A 22,731-nucleotide genomic window follows, 5' to 3' on the forward strand; every position below is an offset into this window, starting at 1 on the left:
GTTATTTTTTCTGGAGTAAAAACTCAGCAAATTCCCAGTCTAATGGGGTATCCAGATCTATAGAATTGGCTTCTTCCATTTCGTATTTAATTACCCTTTCAAATTGTAAATGGCTTCTTTTTTTAAGCGCTTTTGCATTGATAATGTATATCGCTCCATTATATTGCCATACTTTCGGGCACTCTTGTCTTGAATTAAATTGCCCACTTTTGGACTTCACTAAAAATCCTTTTGAATCATCTTCAAAGAGTACAAAATAAGGGTTTGCTGCCGTCTCAAAAACAGAAACCACCATTTCAATTGCTGGCTGGTAAAGTGCCAAAGCTTCTTCTAAATGTGTCGCAGTTCTAAAAGGCGAGGTAGGTTGCATTAAGATGATAGTATCGTATGCTCCTTGAATATTTTCATAATGATGTAAGGCATGTAGTAAAACATCATAAGTACTGGAATGATCAGTGGCAAGGCTTAAAGGTCTTTTAAATGGTACTTTTAAGCCAATTTCTTCTACAACTTTTATGATAAACTCATCTTCTGTGGAAACACAAATATCCTCATCGTTAAATAGGGTTCTTGCAACTTCTATGGTATAATGTATCAAAGGTTTTCCATTTAACAATTTTATGTTTTTATGGGGAATGCCTTTACTCCCTCCTCTGGCGGGGATTACCACTAAACTTCTCAATTTTCTATTTGATTAAAGGCTATCGTTGTAAAAGCTGTAGCGATGGCGGCGGTTACATTTTCTAATTCTTCCATCGTAATATCTGCATAAGAAGGTAAGCTTAAACCCGTTTCTGAGATATAAATACTATTTTTTAAGTCTTCTTTACGACCGTATTTTGCATAAATAGGCATGCTATGCATGGGGTAAAAAGTAGGTCGTGTTTCAATGCCATTTTTTGCCAAACGTTCAGCAAGTTCTTCTCTATTAAATTTAGAGCTTTCTTTAATCAGGAAAGTATACAGCCAATAACTATTAGTAGTATGATCTTTTTCACCATGTAATTGTAAGCTTGGATATTTACGAAGGGCTTGGTCATAAAATTGTGCAATTTTTCTTTTATGATATACAATATCATCTACTCTTTCCATTTGTGCAACGCCTACAGCTGCTTGCATATTGGTCATCCTATAGTTAAAGCCAATCATATCATGCCAATAGCGTTTATTCTTACTCATACCATGATCTCTTAAGATGGCTGCTCTTTCATAAACTGCTTTATCTTTAAAAAGCAACATTCCACCCTCGCCAGTTGTGATGGTTTTATTACCGAAAAAGCTAAAAGAAGAGACATCTCCAAAACTCCCAATAGGTTGATCATGATAGGTACTTCCTAAAGCTTCTGCGCTATCTTCAATAACAAAAAGTTGATGTTCGTTAGCAATCTCCATAATAACGTCCATGTCAGCCGCATGACCGTAGATATGCACTGGCATTATAGCTTTTGTTTTTGGAGTAATGGCTTTTTTAATGCAAATGGGGTCTATGGTCCAGCTCGTCAGGTCAACATCAACAATCACGGGTACTGCGCCAGTATATAAAATAGCATTAATGGTAGCTGCAAAAGTAAAATCTGGAATAATTACTTCATCTCCTGCTCCAATACCTAAACTAACCAATGCTAAGTGTAAAGAGGTGGTGCCATTACTTACAGCTAGTGCATAAGGCATTTGACAGTATTTGGTGAAAGCCTCTTCAAATCTTTTGACATAACTACCCTGCGAAGATATCCAACCACTAGTGATGCAATCACTAACATAAGCTAACTCATTCCCGCTCAATTGAGGTTGCATAATAGGGATTCGCTTGGTCCTGAATTTATTAGCAAAATCAACCAGTCTTCCATCCTGGTCAACCAGTGGAATATGTTTAATTTTTTGATTGAGATTCCCATTGATAATGTCTGTGTGCGTATCAAAAGGAAGAACTGTAAAGTTCCTATTCATAATGTATTCAACACCATCTTGTAGTTTAGTGCCGTTTAAGAAAGCTCTTCTCAAATCACCATCAGTAAGAATACCTACAGGCCTTTGGAATTCATCAACAATGAAACAGATCCCTTGTGCATTTTGGTCAATAACTTTTAATGCATTCTGTACAGTTGAGTTTACAGGTAATAAAAAATGCTCCAGACTAGTATTCATATGTTAAGAATTTTTCCAATAGTGCAATTTGTTTTTTTTTCATTTGAAGATTGATGTTTTTCACTTCCACCACGTGTGGCATGTTAGGCAGCGCACTTAATAAATTTCTGCACCAATAGTCATCTGTAAATGGGTCATTACTATCTGTTAAACCATCATTGTCACTGTGATGCATGGCCTTGATATAGGGTAGGATGTCCCGCATTTCATTCTCTGCATTTAATGATAGCGTTTCACAAGAGACTTTTAAGTGTGCAGTATCCAGTAAAAGGCCAAATAAGGGGTCTTGAATAGTAGTAAAAAGTTCAATTATTTCTGTTGCCTCGCAACAAAATAGCGGATTTTGTAATTGCTCATTGGTATTAAATTTTGCAAGAACATTATTTTCAATTAAAAAAGGAACATTTAAAGTTTGGGCATCAGCTAATACTTCAATGATGGAGGATAAGAAGAGTTGCCAATGTTTTGCTCTATCATATTCATGTACCGTCAGCAATTGTTTCCCTAAAAAATTAGGGTCAGGATCAATACAAAAGCCAGCATGTGCAGCATAAAAAGGACTATTTGCTGCCTTAGCCAAACGTAAACCATTTTTACACATTTGGATGGATTTAAGCCTTAGGTCATGATTTTTACTTGCCAAATTCAATACAAATGGTGCTGATGGTGCAGGGAAATAATTATGAGGTAATCGTTTTAGGTCACTACTTAAAAAAGCTTCTTCCATGGAAGGATCAAAGTCTAAACCAGAACTAAATTCTAAATTAAATGCTTGTGCGGTGGCCGCTGCAATAATATCATGAATGTTGCGCTCATGAAAAGCTACGCTACTTAAATAGATAGTGGTTACATTCATTCGTTTTTTAGATAAACCATTTTTAATACTGACGGTGAAATCATTCCTAAAGATACAAAGTTGTATTTTTTATAAAGCGCAATGGCTTTGCTGTTTTCAACATCTACGCTTAAATGAATAGGGGCATAGTTCATTTTATCCACTTCCGCTATTAAATGTTCCATGATTAATTTACCAATACCTTTCCCAGTTTCAGTTTCTATAACAGCAATGCCCAGCCAGATGAATTCATTCTCTTTATCTAGATGGCCATAGGCTACCGGTGAACCGTCATTAAGCATTAAAATAGTGTGTAAATGTTGTTTAATGATGGTTAATGGTCGGTGGTCATAATACCTGAAAGATTTTAAAGACTTTCCGGCTTTGGCAATAAATTCTTTTAAAAGAATTAAATCATGATTGTTTTGAGAGGATATTGATTTTAACGTTAAGGCCACTACCAATTAATTGAATCTAATTGAATCGGCTGGTCCTTTACCATCTTTTGTTTAATAGATTTGCCTATTACCAAATCCAGATAGCTGGTATCTAAGCCATTGAAAGGTCTTTTGAAACCTATTAATTTTTCTTCCAAAATACTTCCTGCTTTCAAGTCCTGTAAAACCACCAAACTTCTTTTCATGCCAAAGCTATTGGCATGCTCTGCTGCCGTTGGTCTTTTTATTCCATCCCCTAAAGAAAGTTCAATTTGTCTGACTCCATATACCAGTTCCTTAAATTCACTGGGCTCAAGGGAACTGGAATGATCAGGTCCTTGCATATTTTTATCAAGAGTGAAATGCTTTTCAATCACTTTTGCCCCAAGCGCTACTGCTGCATAACAGGCGTAATTTTCAGGAACATGATCTGAGTATCCAATATCAACTTTACAGGCATTTTGCATACTCAGCATTGCGTGTAGGTTCGCATCGCCTATCAACGAAGGATAGTTGGTAGTACATTGCAAAACACATATTTTTTGATTTCCAGTGGCTCTTATTGTTTCTACCGCATTAAAAACATTAGCCATATTCCCCATACCAGTAGATAAGTATATTTTTTTTTGAGTATTAGCCACATATTTTATAAAAGGCAACTCAGTTAATTGCCCGGACGCAATCTTATACATAGAGACATTTATATTTTCTAGAAAATCCACATCTTCCTTATTGTAGGGTGTGGAAAGAAAATCCACATTCTCATTTTGGCATACCTCCAATAGGGTATGATAATCTGTTAAAGAAAGCTCTAACTTTTTTAACATCTCATACTGCGTCTCTTCTTTGCTGGTGACCTTTAACTGATAATTAGCTTTAGGAGAGGTTTGCGTGACGATTTGAGAGGCTTTGAAAGTTTGAAATTTTACACATTGTGCTCCAGCTTCCTTAGCTGCTTTAATTGAATTAATAGCGATACGGAGATCTCCATTGTGGTTAACACCTATTTCGGCAATTATATAAGTTGGCTTCATTTTATTTTTCTGGTTATGGAAATTAATTTAGCTTTTAGATAAGCTAAAGTTTTGCCCGACCCTTTTTCTTTTGTATACGTTGAAGAAATAATTTTAAGTTGTTTCTTGTAAGCATTTATGAATGTAGTCGGTCTCTCCGTATCTCCCTGTTTAGCGATCACATATAATTCGCCATTTAGATTGTCTTTTAACTCCACTACCTTTAAACCTGCTTTATAAAGTAAATTATGAATGGTGTCTTTATTAAAGTAGGCAGTATGCACTGCTCTAAAATAGTAACTGTTTAACGGAGATAGGGGATGATAAGCATCAGGTATGGCTATATAGAGTAGACCATCTTTTGTTAAAGTAGAAGATATTTTTTTTAATGAGTTTAACGGGTCCAAGAGATGTTCTAAAACATGTCTCATAATAATTAAATCAAATTTGTTTTTAGACGATTCATTCCAGTTATTGTCCACGGTAGGTGATATAACCTTAATATTCTTGGTTGTCAAAAAATCAATACAAACACTGGAGGGCTCTATAGCATAATAGTTTGCTTGCTTAAACCGATTATTTTTAAAATATAAAAGAATATCTCCGAAGCCAGATCCTATATCTAATATGTTTTCAAATACTTGATCTTCTCTAAATTCATATAATCGGTTTGCGACCAATTGTGGTAATCTGTTATCTTTTTGTTTGTCAGAAGATGTGCGGGGGTAATAATTCTCATATTCAGAGACATAAAATTGATGGTAGCGATTTGGTGTCCACCTAGGGTTTAAATACATCAATCCACATTCTTTACAAATCACCACATGAGTAGGAATCGCAAACTGTCCTATCTCAGTGATTTTTGTTTTTCTCTCAGAATGACAGTAGAGACATTTAATTCTTTCAAATTCAATCTTCATTCTTCGATGTTTTTTAAATCCCATTTTAAAGGAAAATTAAGGTAACCTGGTCGTTGAAATCTAAATTGACTGAGTTCAATTTGTTCAAAGAACAATGCGTCTGTTTGATGATAGGTCTTTAAAGTATCTCTATTCACACAACCGAAGCTAACCGTATAGGAACTTGGTACTAAAATATTGTTGGGGATTTTAAGCGAAACTTGATAATTTCCTGGATTAATCTTTAGGTATTTTCCATAATGATCTGTGATGTCAGAGAAAAAAACGACTTCATCCCGCTCATTTTTAAGAAACATAGATAAATGGAGTTGTTTAATAGGGATATTTACGGCATAATCTATTTTAATGATTAATTCATCTTCCGTCAAGATAGTTCCATCTAATTTAGATCCATTTTTTACAAGTGCAGCTTTAACCAATTGCACTTCAGCATCTACTTTCTTTTCAAAGTCAATTGCACTTTTCTTTGAACTGAAATTCAAATTCAAATACTCTTTTACAGCAGATTCAATCCCCCCTTCAAATGATATTCCCCCATTATGCAGCGTGATTCCTTTATTGCAAAGTCTGTTCACTGCATTCATATTATGGCTCACAAATAAAACTGTTCTTCCTTCCCCCGCATTCACATCTTGCATTTTTCCCAAACATTTTTTCTGAAATTCCGCATCGCCTACTGCCAATACTTCATCCACAATCAAAATCTCAGATTCCAGATGTGCGGCCACAGCAAAAGCCAAACGTACATACATCCCAGAAGAATAGCGTTTTACAGGGGTATCAATGTAGCGTTCTACGCCAGAGAAATCTACAATTTCATCAAACTTACGCTGGATTTCATGCTTACGCATCCCTAGAATGGCACCATTCAAAAAGATGTTTTCCCTACCGCTCAATTCTGGGTGGAAACCAGTACCAACTTCTAATAAACTGGCAATCCTGCCTCTTACCTTTACACTTCCTGTTGTTGGGCCAGTAACCCTGCTCAAAATTTTTAATAAGGTGCTTTTCCCTGCTCCGTTTCTGCCAATAATGCCAACGGCATCTCCTTGTTCAATCTCAAAATTAAGGTCTCTTAAGCTCCAAACATATTCGCTATTGCCCTTGGTGCTACGGTCATTGGTCTCGCCAATTTTTAAATAGGGGTTTTCTTTTCCTCTTACCGTATGCCACCAACGGTTTAGATCATGGGAGATAGACCCAGTACCAATGGAGCCGAGGCGGTATTGCTTAGAGAGGTTTTCTACTTTAATTACGGTGCTCATTTTTTGAGGTTAAGGTTGCGCTGCGCTAGGTTTAGGTTGAGTGATTTGTATTGTGTGTTAAGGTTAAGGTTTGCGCTTCGCTAGGTTGAGGTTGAGTGATTTGCATTGTGTATTAAGGTTAAGGTTTGCGCTTCGCTAGGTTGAGGTTGAGTTATTTGCATTGTTGTATTAAGGTTAAGGTTTATGCTTCGCTAGGTTGAGGCTGATGTTGCGCTGCGCTAGGATTAGGTTGCGCTACGCTAGGTTGAGATTGAGGTTGCGCTTCGCTAGGATTAGGTTGCGCTACGCTAGGTTGAGATTGAGGTTGCGCTTCGCTAGGATTAGGTTGAGGTTGCGCTGCGCTAGGTTAAGGTTGAGTCTTGCAAGGTTGCCATGCTAACGGCTCAACCTTAACCTCAGCCTCAACCTCTTTTCTTGCCACACTACCAGCTCAACCTCAGCCTCTTTTCTTACCACACTACCAGCTCAACCTCAACTTTTTTTCTTACCACGCTATCGGCTCAACCTAATTCTCTTACTTCAAGCTTTTTATCAACTTATTCAACTCCAAATGTATTTGACTTTGCGTTTTTATTAATTCATCGGTTTCTTTAATTTCAAAATAGCCTACTTCTCTGCCATAAATCAGTTGGTTTTTTGTTTCCAACGCCGAACCTCTTGACATGATGTAAAAATGCTTTTTGTCTTTGCTTGTCTCTCGTCCGAAACCTTCTGCTAAGTTATCTGATATTGACAATGATGATCTTCTGATTTGTGATGTTAAAGCATAATCTTCTTGTTTGGGTAAACTAATCGTTAGCTTATAAATAGCTACTGCATATCGCATCGCTAATTTCCAAACTGTCATATCGGTAAAATCGGTGTACATGGTGCTTTGCATTGTGTATTAAGGTTGAGGTTGCGCTTCGCTAGGTTTAGGTTGCGCTGCGCTAGGATTAGGTTGCGCTACGCTAGGTTAAGATTGAGGTTGCGCTATGCTAGGTTTAGGTTGAGTCTTGCATGGTTGCCATGCTAACGGCTCAACCTTAACCTCAGCCTCAACCTCTTTTCCTACCACACTACCAGCTCAACCTCAACCTCTTTTCTTACCACGCTACCAGCTCAACCTCAACCTTAACCTTTTTCTTCCCACACTATCGGCTCAACCTCAACCTCAACCTTTTTTTTCTTGCCACGCTACCGGCTCAACCTCAACCTCCTTGCCTAAACCGTATCCATAAAAGTTTTCTCTACCCTATTAAAAATGATGTAACCCAAACTAACCGAAACCATCATAAAAACCACGCTATAAAGAACAGAATAGGGCTCTACCAATCCTTTCCCGAAAATACAATATTTAAAGGCCTCTATTAAAGAACTTAGAGGATTCAAATCGATGATCCATTTATAACTTTTCCCTTGTAAGTAAGAAAGCGGGTAGATAACAGGGGTGGCGTACATCAGCAATTGTATGGCAAAACCCAAAAGAACCGTAAAATCTCTATACTTGGTGGTTAAAGATGAAAATATGATCCCCAAACCTAAACTGATCCCCGCCACCACGATCAAGATCAATGGGATATATAGTAAATGTATGGTGGCATGATAGGGAAAGCCGTTAAAATTGTAATAAACGATGATGCAGATCAGCAAAGCGATTTGAATACCGAACTTGACCAAGTTGGATAAAATGATAGAAATTGGGGTAACGATCCTTGGAAAATAAACTTTCCCAAATATCCCCGCATTAGAGGTAAAAGTATTGGAAGTGCCGGTAAAACAAGCAGAAAAGTAGCCCCAAATGGCCAAGCCCGCCATATAAAAAGCTGGTGGTGCAATACCGTCTGTAGGGATTTTAGCAATTTTGCCGAAGACCAACAAAAACATGATAGTGGTTAACGCAGGTTGTACCACATGCCAAAAAGGCCCTAAAATGGTTTGTTTAAACTGTGCGGTAAAATCACGTTTCACAAAAAGCCACATCAAATCGCGGTAATGCCAAACCTCTTTTAATTGAAGATCGAAAAGTTTATTCTTGGGTTTTATCTCTATATCCCAGGTATTGCTATCAATTGGCATTTGATCCATTTATTGAGCTGTTTTAATTGATGTAGGTTTTTAAGTTCTTCTGAAAGTTTTGGTATCCAAAAAGATTTTTACATTCTTTCTGTAAAAGCACTTTTTCAGAATATGAGCTTGGGTTTTTATAAAACTCTGTCAAGGCCGATGTTAATTCTTTAATATTTTGGGGATCGATCGTTTTATTATACTTAGTTGGGATAACCGCATCAACACTCCCGTCTTTATCACCTGATAATACGTTTAAACCTGCGGCTTGCGCTTCTATAAATACCAGTCCAAAACCTTCTTTATCGCTCGGCAATACAAAAGCATCGGCGGCTTGTTGGATATTGATGATTTCATCGTTACTTAAAAAACCGGGCATCATTAGGTTTTCAACAAAATCTAATGATACTGCTAATTTTTTTAAGCGGTTTAATTCTGCTTCTTCATATTTTCCACATAAAAAATAATAGGCAGGCAAACCTCCTTTTTTCATCTGCGCTAAACATTGTATTACTTGATCGTAATTTTTGTTTTTTTCGCTGCTTTTGATCCTGCAAACGGCCATAAAAATTGGGAACTCTTTTTTTAAATGGTATTGCCCATAAACTTTTTCTTTGGTGTCTATTATTTCAGGGAATTGGTATAATGGATCTAAAGAATTAGGGATCACTAAAACTTTTTCTGGGTTTACGTGATGCCAGCTTGTTACACTTGTTGCCGTAAAACGGCTAACGGCTATAATTTGGTCAACTTTCTTTAAAAATGTTTTTTTAACGATGTTGATTGGTCGCCAAATTTCTATACCGTGTGCCCAAAGCACCACTTTGGTTTTAGGGTTTAATAGTTTAATCATCAAACCGATTGGAGATAGGTTGATATGGCTTAAAATGACCAAATCTTGTTGTATTCCAGATTTTATCGAGGAAAAAAAACCTGAAATTCTCCTTCCTTCAAATCCCTTAAATAGTTTAGATTCAATATAATGCTCATCAGGCAAATGATCATAAAGAGAAATCATGCTAAAAGCTATCTGTGCGTCTAAGTGTTCTTGATTGTAATGATAGCAGATATTCTTGCAAACATTTTCTATCCCGCCGGTAAGGTTAAAACAACGAAGGCTAACAAAGAGGATTTTTTTATTTGGGCTAGGTAGCAATCTTTATCAATGTTGCAGCTGCTTAAACACAGCTCCGCTTCCTCAGTCCCAATTTTTGTTTTGGAAAGAGTGCGCTTTTTTATAAGGTGTAAAAATATTATTATTTTTTTAAGGATGTAACTTAATAAGAATTAAAATTAGCGGATATATCTCCGCCCTCCGGCGCATAGATATGACGTTTCGTGGTATTAAAAATATTTCCCTATTTTAATTATGAAAAGAAGGGGTTGCGTTTACATCCTTACAAATAAAAACAAAACCACCCTATATGTTGGAGTTACTTCTGGTTTATACAACCGATTGTTGGAACATGTTAACCACAAATATCCAAGCAGTTTCTCGGCCCCGGTACAATATAGAATACGCATCTGCTATGAATTTTTCTCAACTATCCAAGAAGCCATTTATCGAGAGAAAGGATTGAAAAAATGGAGGAGGGAAAAAAAGGAAACGTTGATTAATGATTTTAATCGGAATTGGAAATTCTTGAACGAAGGGATTGGTTTATGCTAGTACTGGTTGGGTTGCGAGTTCCTTATGTAACCCGTTAGCCCGACGATAGAGAGAGGCCTGCCCGTTAAAAAACGGGATCCTAAATTAAGGTAGAAACCTGAAATTCATTTACCATGTTGTTGCTAATTTTAAAGTTTTTTTATTATCAAACTCAGGCTATTAGCTATTTATATATGATTCTAAATTTTTGATGGTTTGTTTCTGATCTTCTATGATATATTTTACCACATCGCCAATAGATACCATACCTGTAAGCTTTCCATCGGTTTTAACGGGTAAATGCCTAATGTGCATATCTGTCATCAGTTTCATGCAATGGTCTAAGCTATCATTTGGGTTGATCGTTACTGGGTTGCTTGTCATCACTTCTGAAATCTTTACCTCTTTAGAAGATTTACCCTTTAAAACAACCTTTCTGGCATAATCACGTTCGGTAAAAATCCCTTTAAGCTGTTGTTCATCAACAATCATGATTGCGCTGATGTTAAAATTATTCATGACCTCTAGGGCTTCATAAACCATAGCATCAGGAGAAACGGTAATTAATCTACTTTCCTTTTGAGATAAAATTTGGTGTACTGCAATCATAATCAGGTATTTTGGTGTATATAAATTAAGGTAAAATAAACCAGAAATCAAAAATTCTTAAATTTTTGGCCATTAAACCATTGATCACGCTTTGTACTTGATCAAATTTTTGGCCATACCGTTAAAAATGAAAAGATGGAATGGCCACATTAACCACCAATAAACACGTCCCCATAAGCCGCTAGGCCTAAAGGTTGCAATTTGGCTTAAAAATTTTTTATCATGTCTTTCTACAAGCTTAAATTCTAACCAAGCTTCTCCGGGCAGTTTCATTTCGGCATAAAGCAATAATCTTTTACTTTTTCTATCCGCTAAAATTACCCGCCAAAAATCTAGGGCATCGCCAGCTGCAATCTGGTTTCCGCTCCTCCTGCCTCTTCTGGTGCCAACGCCACCAACTAATTGATCAATCAATCCTCGTAAATTCCACAACCAATCTAAATAGTACCAGCCTCTTTTACCACCTATAGACCAAATATTATCTAAAACGATGGCCGAATCCTTTTTAAATTCTCTTTTTACTTTATAACTTAAGGTGCCATTTTGTGGCACTTTTACCTGATCCATAAAAGAGGTGTTAAGGTAACCTTTGTTTAAAGCATCTCGCCAGCTAGATACAATGGAATTTTGTTCTATTTTAACAAATGCCAGTTTTAAAGCTTCTTGATAGCTAAAGCATTTCATGGGTACTACTTGTTTGATTTTATCATCTTGGCAAACCACTTCGTTACGCATACTTTCTACCAAACTACTGGCAATATTATAGTTAACAGAGGTTACAATATTTAACCAATAAGAAGATAACCTAGGGGTAAGCACCGGAATTGTTAAGATATATCTTTTCAATTTTCTGGCTTTTGCATAACCCAAAAGCATTTCTTTGTAGGTTAAAATATCGGGGCCTCCAATATCAAAGGTTTGGTTTAAAGCCTTATAGTTCCCTAAAACTCCTTTTAAATAAGAGAGTACATCGCGTATGGCAATGGGTTGGCATCTTGTGCGCAACCATTTTGGTGCCACCATTATGGGCAACTTTTCGGTTAAATCCCTAATAATCTCAAAAGATGCGCTACCAGAACCAATAATTATTGCTGCCCTTAAAAAAGTATGCCCGATTTTGCTTTGTTTAAGAATACCTTCTACCCCTAATCTCGATTTTAGATGTTCTGATAACCCCTCATCATTAACAATGCCCGTTAAATAAATAATTTGCTTACAGTTTGTTTTTGACAAAGCATTCACAAAGTTATTGGCCGATAATTCTTCTAAGGCCCTAAAATCTGTATGTGCGTTCCCCATAGAATGTACCAAGTAATATGCGGCATCTATATCCTTCGGCAAATTTTCTAAAGATGCCTCATCTAACAGATCGGCGGTAACAATTTTAATTTGGGTATCTAAACCGGTATCTTCTTTAAACCTTCTTTTATCCCTTACCAAACAATATACTTCGTGTTTTGCTGCCAACAACAAAGGCAGTAACCTTGTGCCTATATAACCGTTTGCGCCCGTAAGAAGAATCTTCATAAAAGGTTAACAAATTTTTAAGGTTTGGGTTTTATATGGTGCCATAATATAAGTGCATTAACTATTGGAAAGGCATCTCTGCTTGTAATTCGGGCAGGCTTATTTTGCTACTGGCCATTAGGCAGATAGCAAAAAAAGATATATCCGCCAGGTGGCGGAGTGTTAAAATGCCCAAATAATTATGTTCAAGGGCCAACATCTCATTTTTAAATAGAGCGGATGTAACAATTTGTAGGTTAAACTTGTCTTAACCAAACAATTTGTATTTTTAGCATCTAGCAACATTAAATGGAGAATATAGAAATAGTAAAAATTGCCCTACACGCCATCAAGAGCAATAAATTGAGGACTTTTTTAACGGCCTTGATCATTGCGATTGGCTTAATGGCTTTGGTGGGCATTTTAACTTCTATAGATGCCATAAAAGGTTCGCTAAACAATACGTTTGCAAGTATGGGTGCCAATTCTTTTACCATACGCAACCGAGGTACCGGGATTAGGATCGGCGGAAAAGGGAATAGGCCCAAAAGCTGGCCGGTAATTACCTACCGAGAGGCAATGGATTTTAAGGAGCGTTTTAATATGCCATCTATGGTTTCTGTAAACACTTTTGTGAGCTTTGCCTCAACCGTAAAATATAAAAACGAAAAAACCAATCCTAATATTTCTGTTTTAGGGGCCGATGCAGCTTATGTTTCTACGGGTGGTTATAAAATTGCCGAAGGGAGAAATTTCTCTAACAGCGAAATGGAATTTGGGGCTAGCGTTGTTATTATTGGAGACGAGATTAAGCAGAAATTCTTTTCAGATGATGGATCTGCGATAGATAAGATCATTACCATTGGAAGTACAAAATTTAAGATAATAGGTGTTTTTGCTAAAAAAGGATCGAGCGTGGGTTTTGGCGGAGATAAGGTTTGTGTAATCCCTTTGTTTAAGGGGAGGCAAATTATGGCAAACCCAAACCCAACTTATACTATTTCTGTATTGGTAAATGATCCAGAACAAATGGATATAGCTACAGGAGAAGCTACTGCTTTGTTGAGGAAAATACGCAATTTGAATATCCAAGAGGACACCAATTTTGAGATAACGAAAAGTGATGCCATTGCAGAGACGTTGATAGATAATTTAAAATTTGTTCAAATAGCTGGTATTGCTATCGGTTTTATCACTTTATTGGGTGCTGCAATAGCTTTGATGAACATTATGATGGTTTCTGTTACAGAAAGGACACGTGAAATTGGGGTAAGAAAAGCAATTGGGGCAAACCCTAGTTTGATACGAAAACAGTTTTTGTACGAGGCTATCGTAATTTGTTTGATTGGCGGAGGAGTTGGGATATTTTTAGGGATTGTAATGGGAAACCTTTTGGCAATAGCCATGGGGGCATCTTTTTTGATCCCGTGGCTTTGGATTTTTATTGGCTTGGCAGCTTGCATAGGTACGGGTTTAGCCTCTGGGATCATACCGGCATCAAAGGCTTCTAAATTAGATCCCGTAGAGGCGTTACGTTATGAATAAAGCCGAAACAGAATTTATGAAAATAAACGGTGGCTATTTTAAGTGGCATTAGGTTAACTAAAAAGGGTATTCTCTAAAACTGGCAGATTTTAAACTGATTGTTTTAAACTTAAATTAATACCGTAACCAATTAAAAAATATCTTTCCATAAAGAAACTATAAAAGAAAGGTATAAAAAATGCCTTAAAGATAACCTTAACCTGCCTAAGGCTTTTCTCATGTGCTGCTCTACGGTGTTTTCAGAGATGTTTAAAACCTTTGAAATTTCTTTATTAGATAAATTTTTCTTCCTGCTTAGTAGAAACACTTTTTTACATTTTTCTGGTAATAGATCAATAGCTTTCTCTATCTGCTTCTCAAGATCTTGGGTCTCTATCCTCTCTATCAAAGAATTATCCTCAGCTTTTCCGTTTACAGAAATATAAGCTTCATATTTTTGGTGTACTGCCTGTTTTCTATAATAGTTGAGGATTTGGTTTTTTAAGATCACATATAAAAACGCGAACACAGAGGTTTTATCTTCTAAAGAGTTTTTATGCTGATAAAACTTTAAAAACGAATTTTGCACAAGCTCTTCGGCATCATCTCTACTTGGCGTTTTATTAACTGCAATAGCCATCAATTTTAAAACATACCGCTTGTAAAGTTCAGAAAATGCGTTTTCATTACCGCTTTTCCAAAGCAATACAAGTTCATCGTCTTTATGGTTTTCTAAGATTTCTATAACAAGTTTAATTATTGGTGTGATAAATATGAGGTTTATTAAACTAAAAATCAAATAGAAGTTAGTAAATCAACCATTCATAAAAGCCAAATTAAACAAAACAAATTTTCATTTTGCTTAAAAAATTTACTGATGATGGTAATTTTTTAGGTTTTTTAAATTTTTGCTTTTTGTGAACAAACCTATAATTGGACAACTGAACGGCCATTAAACCTGCACTAATTATCCCTAAAAAAATAACCCGCAACATCAATTATCGATGCGAAACCTGTATAATGATGAAACACAAGATAACGGTTAGGGAAGAGTTGTTTGTTATATAAATGAACGCGATACTAAACATAGCTAATTAAGCATCGCAACTAACCAATTCATAAAAAACATATTTGTCTTTTTCATGCTAACGAAAACCGTTTTCAAATGCTGTTTTTATTGTTTCAGGTTACCGATCAAAACGTAAGGTGTTTTTCTGGTTTATCATCACATTTAAAAACATGGTTATTAAAATTTAAAAATTGTATAAGATGTACAACAAAAAAATCAAATCTATTATTACCCTGATCTCTTTAGTAGGGTTGGCAAGTTGCTCTCGTGATAAAACAGGTGCGCCAGCAAAGCCCACAGATCCCGTAATCAATGCCGAAAAGCAAAATCTTGTTCTAAATTCTGAAGATTACAAACAAGAGTTTCTGGGAGGTGGGGTCTCTATTGGCCTTTTCTTGGGGCATCATTACAGCATGAGCGCTACCGCACAAGACCAAGCTGTAAGATTGATCGCCAAAGATTGTAATATGCAATACCTGCAAGATTATATTGAGATATACCCGGCCGATGACCCTGAGTATTTTGACAGAAGGGCCAACTATATTAAAGCGGCCAAGGCTTATCAGCCCGATTTAAAGTTTTCTTTAGTAGGCAACAAATTCCCGGCAGATCTGATGCATGACATTGTGGTAAATGGAGAAACCTTGCAAGCCCTTAACACAGACGACCCTGCCATATATGATAAAGTAGCGAATTGGTGGTATAAAATGACCGAAGGCTTTTACCAACGTGGTGTGGCAACGGATATTTTAAATGTAGTTAACGAGCCAGATCTAGATAGAACTTTTAGAAAAAACCATTATGGATTGGCTGGCGACACTAAAGAAGCCGTTGCCCGTGTTTTTAAATATGCTGTGCCAAAATATAAAGCCATGCTGGCAAACCCGTCCATTAGTACCTTAAATATGAAAACCCCTTTAATTATGGGGCCAAGTACCATCTCTCCAGTAGGATGTTTGGATTATATCCAGTATTTCAAAACCAACCACCCCGATGTTTGGAAAGGTATAGACATTGTATCAACCCATCAGTATGAAAATGGTGGCCGGCCAGAATTGTTCCAAACCATTATGAGCCAAGCAGATGGCAAGCCCATTTACCAATCAGAAACACACGCCTTAATGGGCGATGCCTTAAATTTTAATGGGGTTTTTATCAGCAAGGCACTTAATGCGGCATTATCTTTATCCAATCTATTTTGTACGGCGGTAAACAATGGCGTAAGTTCTTGGTGGTATTTTGAAACCAATTACCCTAACGTAGAGGTGCATCCCGGAGGGCTTTTAAGCATCCCTTGGGCGGCGCAAGAGCCAATTCCGTACAAGCATTATTATGCTTTTAAACAACTTACATCGGCCCAACCGGCATCTTCCAATGTGATCGGTTATGTTTTAGAGAACAAACCAAATACCCAGGTCATAGCTTTTAGAAAGAAAAACCAGAACGTTATCTATGCCGATTATTCTAATTACAACACCAAACCTATGAATGTTTCTATAACGGTTAAGGGTACAAACGGCAACCGCAAAATAGCGGGTTATACATTAACCACCACCAGCGAACTGGATAATGGCGCATTGCTAAAAGATACTACTTTTGCAAGCCCACAAGATGCTGCCGTAATTTTTACCAAAAACCTATCGCTCAATACCATAAAACTAAACTTGGCCAATTAAAGGCTTTGATCCTTAATTCCCTGTCTTTAAACCAGCAAATGATAAAGACAGGGTTTTTTCTTAAAAAATAAATCTATTTATGAGAAAGCTCTATATACTTATAATCCTTATTATTTTTTGCTTAAAAACCCATGGGCAACAACTTTATAGCACTACCTATTTAAAATTTAACAATATAGAAGTTGACTCTGCTAATCTGGCCGATTATACCAGATATATTTACTACACAGATTCTACTAAAAAAAAGGTCAAAATTATAGAGAAATACAAAAATGGAAACCTCAAACAAACAGGAGAAGTTTCTGAGGCATCGCTACCTTTTCCAAATTATATTGGTGTAGTTAATAATTACTATGATGATGGGACATTAAAATCTGAACTGACCTATTACCGGGGCTCTCTCAAGGGGCCAGCCACTTACTATGCAAAAAATGGCAGTGTATTATCCAAAGGCGAATATGTTAACCACTATACAAAATCTTACTTTAAAGCACATCAGCTTTATAACACTAAAAATGAAAACATTTTAGACCAGTATGGTAACGGAATATTATATACCGAACAAAATTTTACTACCTACCACGGAGCATATAAAAATGGTTTTAAGGATGGAAAGTGGAAAATTGTAGATAAAAGGTATAAAAATGAGTATGATGAGGTTTACAAAAACGGGAAACTTAAAGGCGGTAGCTGCACCGATGTAAATGGTAATAAAAGAACCTATGATTACATTCAAACCTATCCTTATTTCGATGGGGCGCAAAATATGAAAGACTTTGGAGAAAACAGCTGGGAACCTATAAGTGTTATCATGAAATCTAATGATTTAGAGGGTGCTGTTGCTTACAGCTTTGATATTGACAAGTATGGGAGGCTAAGTAATTTTAAGCTGCTAAAATCACTTTCAGAATATAGTGATAAAAAAGCTTTAGACTATATTAAACGTCAAAAGTGGCATCCCGCTAGTTACATGGGTATAACCACAGAAACTCATGGGTTTATATTTACCATTAGTTATAGGGCAGATTAATGTTTTTTATCCGCAAAGCCTATCAAGCCTTAATAAAATCTAATCATAATCAATTAATTATTTTAGATATGGAACATTAGAAATCCTTTAGCTTAGGGGATGGGGCGGCTAATTTTTTAAGAAATTTTAAAATTTCCAATAAAAAATAAAATTGGAGTAACGGTTTTGTCTTTTAAGATTGTCTTACTTTTAGAGACGCTCAATTTCTTATTAAAGGGCCTCCTAAACCAATTATCAAAACAAGAAAATGCAAAAAGAATATCTAAGCCATCTTTTAGATTTATATAGTAAAGGAGAATTGTCTAAAGAGCAAGCAGAAGATCTGGATAATTGGTTCCACTCCTTAGATTATGCCCATACCAATATCGATGCTATCATTAAAGAAGCCGGCAGCAAGAGTAATTTGATCAATCAGCTTTATCAAGATTTTGAAAACTATCATCACCAAAAAAGAGCTAACGTTTTTAGCCTTAGAAATATTTCTATTGCCGCTAGCGTTTTAATAGCCATTTCTTTTGGGATATATTTTTACGCCATAAACAAAACCCCAATAATTGCCAAAAAAGAACTGGCAAAGATCCAACCTCAAATCATAAAACCGGGGGGCAACAAGGCAATCCTTACCCTATCTAACGGAAAGCAAATTGATTTAGATGATCAGGTTAAAGGAGAGCTTATCCAACAAAAAGGGATAAAAATCACCAAAACAAAAGATGGCCAGTTATTGTATCAAACGGTTGCCTCAAACTCTGCGGAAGATATAGGTACAAATACCATATACACTCCTAGAGGAGGACAGTACCAAGTTATTTTAGAAGATGGCACACACGTTTGGTTAAATGCCGCTTCAACCTTAAAATATCCTACAAAATTTACGGGCAACAAAAGGGAAGTAGAGTTAAGTGGCGAAGCTTATTTTGAAGTTGCGCATAATGCCAATGCCCCGTTTAGGGTTAAAACCAAAGATCAAACCTTAACTGTTTTGGGCACCCATTTTAATGTAAACAGCTATGATGATGAAGATTTTGTTAAAACCACCTTATTGCAAGGTAGCGTAAAAGTGGTAAGCGTTAAAAACAATCAATCTAAAATGTTAACGCCAGGGCAGCAGTCGGTGTTAGAAAACAACCAATTAAATGTAAAGTTAGCCGATGTTAAAAACGTTATTGCCTGGAAAAACGGGTATTTTAGGTTTAACGATGAAGATATTCACGTTATCATGAACCAAATTGCCAGATGGTACGATGTTGATATAGCCTACAATGGGAACTTTAACGATATGCGTTTTGGGGGATACATATCTAGAGATAAAAGCATTAATGAAATTCTCAATTTAATGCAAGTAACAAAAAGTATCAGATTTAATATAGAAGGGAGGAAGGTTATTGTCATGAAATAAAATTACCAAGAATTTTAAAATGACAATAAATCAGGGACGCTACCAACGCCCCCGATTTTAGCCTTAAAGGCGTTGTCAGGTTTTTAATCTATTCACCAATTAATCCTAACTAATCAAATGTATAAAAATTATTTTGCAAGTAAGTGCGATACTGTTTGTCGTGACCTAACCAAATTGTTTCTCGCTATGAAATTGATAGCCGTTTTAATGTTTGTTAGCATTTTACAAGTCAGCGCTAATTCATACGCACAAAACGTTAACCTAAACGTCAAAAACGCTTCTTTAAAAGAAGTTTTCCGATTATTGACAGACCAAACCGAATACGAGTTTATTTATAACTCATCTATGCTGCAAAACACTAATAAAATAAGTATTGTAGCTAAAAATGAACCATTTTTAAACGTACTCAAAAAGTGTTTTTTAGATCAACCCGTTAGTTTCTTGATAAAAAACAACACCATTGTTATTACCAAACCAGAACAAGGCTTGGCCGTTAATGATAAAGTTGTACAAAACACCATCAGCGGTACGGTAATCTCTTCTGACGATGGAAAACCATTGCCCGGTGTTTCTGTAAAGGTAAAAGGCGTAAATAAAAATGCCATTACTGATATTAACGGTAATTTTAAGATTGAAGCAGATATAAACCAAACATTGGTTTTTAGCTATGTAGGTTTTGAAAATCAAGAGGTGCTGATAAAAAGCCTAGACCCAATTAAAGTTTCTCTAAAAGTATCTGTAAAATCTTTATCAGATGTGGTTGTAATAGGCTACGGTACCCGTAAAAAAGAAGATTTATCTGGAGCGGTAACCCAAGTAACCGCAAAAGAAATAACCAAACAGCCCGTAACCTCGTTTGATCAGGCTTTGCAAGGTTTAGTGCCAGGCGTAACCATAAGAGAAGGTACTGGTGCACCGGGTGCTGGCCCAGAAATATTGGTAAGGGGGATCAACACCTTTGGTAATAATAAACCATTGATCGTAATAGATGACGTGATCTATGAAGGTTACAACGATCAAAACAATAATCCCTTAGCTTTATTGAACCCCGAAGATATTGAAAGTATTTCTGTACTTAAAGATGCGGCAAGTAAATCTATTTATGGTTCTAGGGCTACCGCAGGTGTTATTCTGGTAACCACTAAAAAAGGGATGATTGGCAAACCTAAAATAAATTACTCATTTAGTGGTGGTTTTTCTAATTACATGAAATTTGAAAAACCCAAGGTTTTAAACGCTACTGAATTGGCACAATTTAGAAGAGAAGCAACAATCGATAGGATCCGTTTTACTAACCCTGCCTATGCAGACCCAAATACAACCGTACCAGAATCTCTTATCCCCACAGAGTTCCAAAACCCATCGCAATATGGCGTAGGTACAGATTGGTTTGATGAAGTAACCAGAACGGCTTATCAACAAAACCAAAACTTGAGCGTAAACGGAGGTACAGAAAACGTGAAATATTACGTAAGCGGGAACTATCTAAACCAAGATGGTATCGTTATAGGTAACGATATCAAAAGGTACTCTTTTCGCTCTAACGTAGATTTTAAGATTTCCCCAAAATGGAATTTCGGTTTAAACGTTGCACCATCCAGAACCTTGGCCAACCGCCCAGCAGATGACCCTAGCGCTGGCCAGTTTAGTGCTTATTCTACCATTACTTCTACCTATTGGATAAGTCCAGAGGCAAAAGTAAAAGACGCAAACGGTAATTTTGTATATACCACTCAATCTCCGCTTTTGGTAAGCTGGACGGCTAACCCCGTTTATCAAATAGAAGCAGAAACAGAAAAAAGATTGAACAATCAATTGGCATTTGGTTCTTATCTAGAATTTAAGCCCATTAAAAATTTAAGCTTTAAAACAAAAATATCTTATAGTAACAACCTTAGTAGAACAGAAGCTTTCTCACCTAGTACGGTTGCTGGCGATGGTTTAAACCCAACGGTACCACGCTTAATAGGTGCTACGGCAGCTCAATTCTCCCAAGATTTTAGCAATATCATTAGCGATAACTTGGTTACTTACAGCTTTAATAAAAATAAGCACCAATTAGATTTATTGGGAGGTTTAACTTATCAGGATACCAAGTTAACTGTAACTTCAATAAATGCCCAACGCCTGTTAGACGAGAATTTAACGCAACCTTCTTTCAGTAACGTAGATAAATCTACCGTTGGTAATTTCTCTGGGGGCGAATCATTCGGAGAAAACAACATCATTTCTTATATCTCAAGGGCCAATTATATCTATAACAACAGATATTATGTAAATGCTACGGCCAGATATGATATATCTTCAAAATTTGGTAGAAATGTGCAAGGTGGTTTTTTCCCGGCAGCTTCGGTAGCTTGGAGGGCAACGGAAGAAGAATTTGTTAAAAACCTAAATATAAAATGGTTAAATGATTTAAGGTTTGAAGTTGGTTACGGGATTACCGGAAGTACCCAGGGTAACGGCATCGGAAATTATAGTTATTTAGGTTCTGTAGGGCAGTCTAACTATATTTTTGGAGGCGTATCTACTTTAGGGAATACCCTTACAGGCTTACCAAACCCCGATCTAACATGGGAAGAAAGTAAACAACTAGATTTGGGCATAAATGCTGATCTATTGAAAGGTAGGGTTAGTTTGGCCTTCAATATGTACAAACAAAATACATCGGGTTTATTGGCTTCTGTACCTTTACCATTAATTACAGGTTTTGGTGGTGTTGGGGGTAATTTAGGCGAAGTTCAAAACAAAGGTTTTGAAGCAGATATTCAGGCTATACCTGTAAAAACAAAGAACTTTAGTTGGACAACCGGCCTAAACTTCTCTAGGTACAAAAATAAGATCATCAGCTTACCTAACGGAACATTTTATAGTGCAAATGCGGGTAATGGTACCCAAATAGCAAAATCAGAAGTGGGGCAACCTGTTGGGATGTATATTGGCTTAAAAGTATTGGGCTTATTTACCGCAGCAGATATTGCAGACCCCAATGTACCTAAATATCCTGGTGCGGCAGTGGGTACAATCAAATACCTAGACGGAAACGGAAATGGGAAGTTGGAGGTAGCGGCAGACTACGTAACCTTGGCAAACCCACACCCAGATTTGATGTTCGGTTGGAACAACCAGTTCAACTATAAAAAGTTTAACCTCAGGACTATTTTCGCAGGGCAATTAGGTGGTGCTATTTATGATCTTCGTAAAGAAATCATGTATAATTTAGATGGTAACTTTAACGTAAGCAGGGATGTTTTAGAAAGATACAGGCCCGGTGATGATCCAAGCACTAAGAAATATGCCACTAGCGCTACTGCTACCAATTATTTCAGGTTTCCGAATAGCCAAAAAGTATTTGATGGCACTTACATAGCTTTAAAGAACTTAACCTTTGGTTATGATATAACAACCCTAACTAATTTCAAAAAGAAAATATTAGATAAGGCAGAAGTCTTTGTTAGCGCAAGAAACGTGTTTTATATTGCCGCCTACAAAGAGGGCAACCCAGAGATCAGAAGATCTAACGATGGTAGTGCGGTTAGGAGCGTAAACTATGGTAGTTACCCTATCTCTACAACTTTCTTATTTGGCCTAAATGTTTCCTTTTAAATT

At 36.6% G+C, this 22,731-nt stretch carries 19 protein-coding genes; 6 read left to right on the forward strand and 13 right to left on the reverse strand.

Going from position 1 to position 22,731, the window contains the following annotated elements; genetic code table 11:
- Position 1: 1 nt before the first annotated feature.
- The 10 genes from I5M32_RS03825 to I5M32_RS03870 all read right to left on the reverse strand — a co-directional run bounded on the left by I5M32_RS03825 (position 2) and on the right by I5M32_RS03870 (position 9,817).
- Positions 2–682 (reverse strand): acylneuraminate cytidylyltransferase family protein, encoded by a 681-nt coding sequence (locus tag I5M32_RS03825; protein ID WP_200584855.1) that lies wholly within the window; start codon positions 680–682, stop codon positions 2–4.
- Entirely contained in the window at positions 679–2,145 is a 1,467-nt protein-coding gene (locus tag I5M32_RS03830; RefSeq protein ID WP_200584856.1) for an aminotransferase class I/II-fold pyridoxal phosphate-dependent enzyme, read from the reverse strand. Before I5M32_RS03830 ends, I5M32_RS03825 begins: the two co-directional genes overlap by 4 nt.
- Positions 2,135–3,001 carry a sugar phosphate isomerase/epimerase family protein gene (locus I5M32_RS03835; protein WP_200584857.1) on the reverse strand — a complete coding sequence of 289 codons (867 nt, stop codon included), beginning with the start codon at positions 2,999–3,001 and terminating at the stop codon, positions 2,135–2,137. Before I5M32_RS03835 ends, I5M32_RS03830 begins: the two co-directional genes overlap by 11 nt.
- Entirely contained in the window at positions 2,998–3,438 is a 441-nt protein-coding gene (locus I5M32_RS16825; protein ID WP_200584858.1) for a GNAT family N-acetyltransferase, read from the reverse strand. Before I5M32_RS16825 ends, I5M32_RS03835 begins: the two co-directional genes overlap by 4 nt.
- Complete coding sequence (neuB, locus tag I5M32_RS03845) at positions 3,438–4,451, reverse strand: N-acetylneuraminate synthase (protein ID WP_200584859.1); 1,014 nt, start codon at positions 4,449–4,451, stop codon at positions 3,438–3,440. The genes I5M32_RS16825 and neuB overlap by 1 nt, the downstream gene beginning before the upstream one ends.
- Entirely contained in the window at positions 4,448–5,350 is a 903-nt protein-coding gene (locus I5M32_RS03850) for a class I SAM-dependent methyltransferase (RefSeq protein ID WP_200584860.1), read from the reverse strand. The genes neuB and I5M32_RS03850 overlap by 4 nt, the downstream gene beginning before the upstream one ends.
- On the reverse strand, positions 5,347–6,615 hold the full coding sequence (locus I5M32_RS03855; protein WP_200584861.1) for an ABC transporter ATP-binding protein: 1,269 nt from the start codon (positions 6,613–6,615) through the stop codon (positions 5,347–5,349). Before I5M32_RS03855 ends, I5M32_RS03850 begins: the two co-directional genes overlap by 4 nt.
- A 514-nt stretch (positions 6,616–7,129) precedes the next feature.
- On the reverse strand, positions 7,130–7,495 hold the full coding sequence (locus I5M32_RS03860; protein WP_234461853.1) for a four helix bundle protein: 366 nt from the start codon (positions 7,493–7,495) through the stop codon (positions 7,130–7,132).
- 323 nt (positions 7,496–7,818) lie between these two features.
- On the reverse strand, positions 7,819–8,682 hold the full coding sequence (locus I5M32_RS03865) for an ABC transporter permease (protein WP_234461854.1): 864 nt from the start codon (positions 8,680–8,682) through the stop codon (positions 7,819–7,821).
- Positions 8,683–8,695: 13 nt separating this feature from the next.
- Positions 8,696–9,817 carry a glycosyltransferase family 4 protein gene (locus I5M32_RS03870; protein ID WP_200584862.1) on the reverse strand — a complete coding sequence of 374 codons (1,122 nt, stop codon included), beginning with the start codon at positions 9,815–9,817 and terminating at the stop codon, positions 8,696–8,698.
- A gap of 213 nt (positions 9,818–10,030) precedes the next feature.
- On the opposite strand from I5M32_RS03870, the gene I5M32_RS03875 reads away from it, so the two are divergent.
- Positions 10,031–10,330: a GIY-YIG nuclease family protein gene (locus I5M32_RS03875; protein WP_200584863.1), complete on the forward strand. Its 300-nt coding sequence runs from the start codon at positions 10,031–10,033 to the stop codon at positions 10,328–10,330.
- A 159-nt stretch (positions 10,331–10,489) separates the two neighbouring features.
- Here the strand turns inward: I5M32_RS03875 and I5M32_RS03880 are convergent, their stop codons facing one another.
- Both I5M32_RS03880 and I5M32_RS03885 read right to left on the reverse strand, forming a co-directional pair.
- A complete protein-coding gene (locus tag I5M32_RS03880; protein ID WP_200584864.1) occupies positions 10,490–10,918 on the reverse strand; it encodes a CBS domain-containing protein in 429 nt (142 codons plus the stop codon).
- An 84-nt stretch (positions 10,919–11,002) separates the two neighbouring features.
- Positions 11,003–12,445 (reverse strand): SDR family oxidoreductase, encoded by a 1,443-nt coding sequence (locus tag I5M32_RS03885; protein ID WP_200584865.1) that lies wholly within the window; start codon positions 12,443–12,445, stop codon positions 11,003–11,005.
- A 288-nt stretch (positions 12,446–12,733) separates the two neighbouring features.
- Here I5M32_RS03885 and I5M32_RS03890 point away from each other — a divergent pair, with 288 nt between their 5' ends.
- The gene (locus I5M32_RS03890) at positions 12,734–13,969 is read left to right on the forward strand and encodes an ABC transporter permease (protein ID WP_200584866.1); all 1,236 of its coding nucleotides are present in this window, start codon (positions 12,734–12,736) and stop codon (positions 13,967–13,969) included.
- Between the two features lie 130 nt (positions 13,970–14,099).
- On the opposite strand, the gene I5M32_RS03895 is transcribed toward I5M32_RS03890, so the two are convergent.
- A complete protein-coding gene (locus tag I5M32_RS03895; protein WP_200584867.1) occupies positions 14,100–14,747 on the reverse strand; it encodes an RNA polymerase sigma factor in 648 nt (215 codons plus the stop codon).
- A 470-nt stretch (positions 14,748–15,217) separates the two neighbouring features.
- On the opposite strand from I5M32_RS03895, the gene I5M32_RS03900 reads away from it, so the two are divergent.
- The 4 genes from I5M32_RS03900 to I5M32_RS03915 all read left to right on the forward strand — a co-directional run bounded on the left by I5M32_RS03900 (position 15,218) and on the right by I5M32_RS03915 (position 22,728).
- Positions 15,218–16,693 (forward strand): glycoside hydrolase, encoded by a 1,476-nt coding sequence (locus I5M32_RS03900; protein ID WP_200584868.1) that lies wholly within the window; start codon positions 15,218–15,220, stop codon positions 16,691–16,693.
- Between the two features lie 79 nt (positions 16,694–16,772).
- Positions 16,773–17,723, forward strand: coding sequence for an energy transducer TonB (locus tag I5M32_RS03905; protein WP_200584869.1), 951 nt, complete (start codon positions 16,773–16,775; stop codon positions 17,721–17,723).
- A 247-nt stretch (positions 17,724–17,970) separates the two neighbouring features.
- On the forward strand, positions 17,971–19,122 hold the full coding sequence (locus I5M32_RS03910) for a FecR family protein (RefSeq protein WP_200584870.1): 1,152 nt from the start codon (positions 17,971–17,973) through the stop codon (positions 19,120–19,122).
- Positions 19,123–19,308: 186 nt separating this feature from the next.
- A complete protein-coding gene (locus tag I5M32_RS03915; RefSeq protein WP_200584871.1) occupies positions 19,309–22,728 on the forward strand; it encodes a TonB-dependent receptor in 3,420 nt (1,139 codons plus the stop codon).
- Positions 22,729–22,731: the final 3 nt, after the last annotated feature.

Source organism: Pedobacter segetis, from assembly GCF_016623585.1.
Lineage (GTDB): Bacteria > Bacteroidota > Bacteroidia > Sphingobacteriales > Sphingobacteriaceae > Pseudopedobacter > Pseudopedobacter segetis.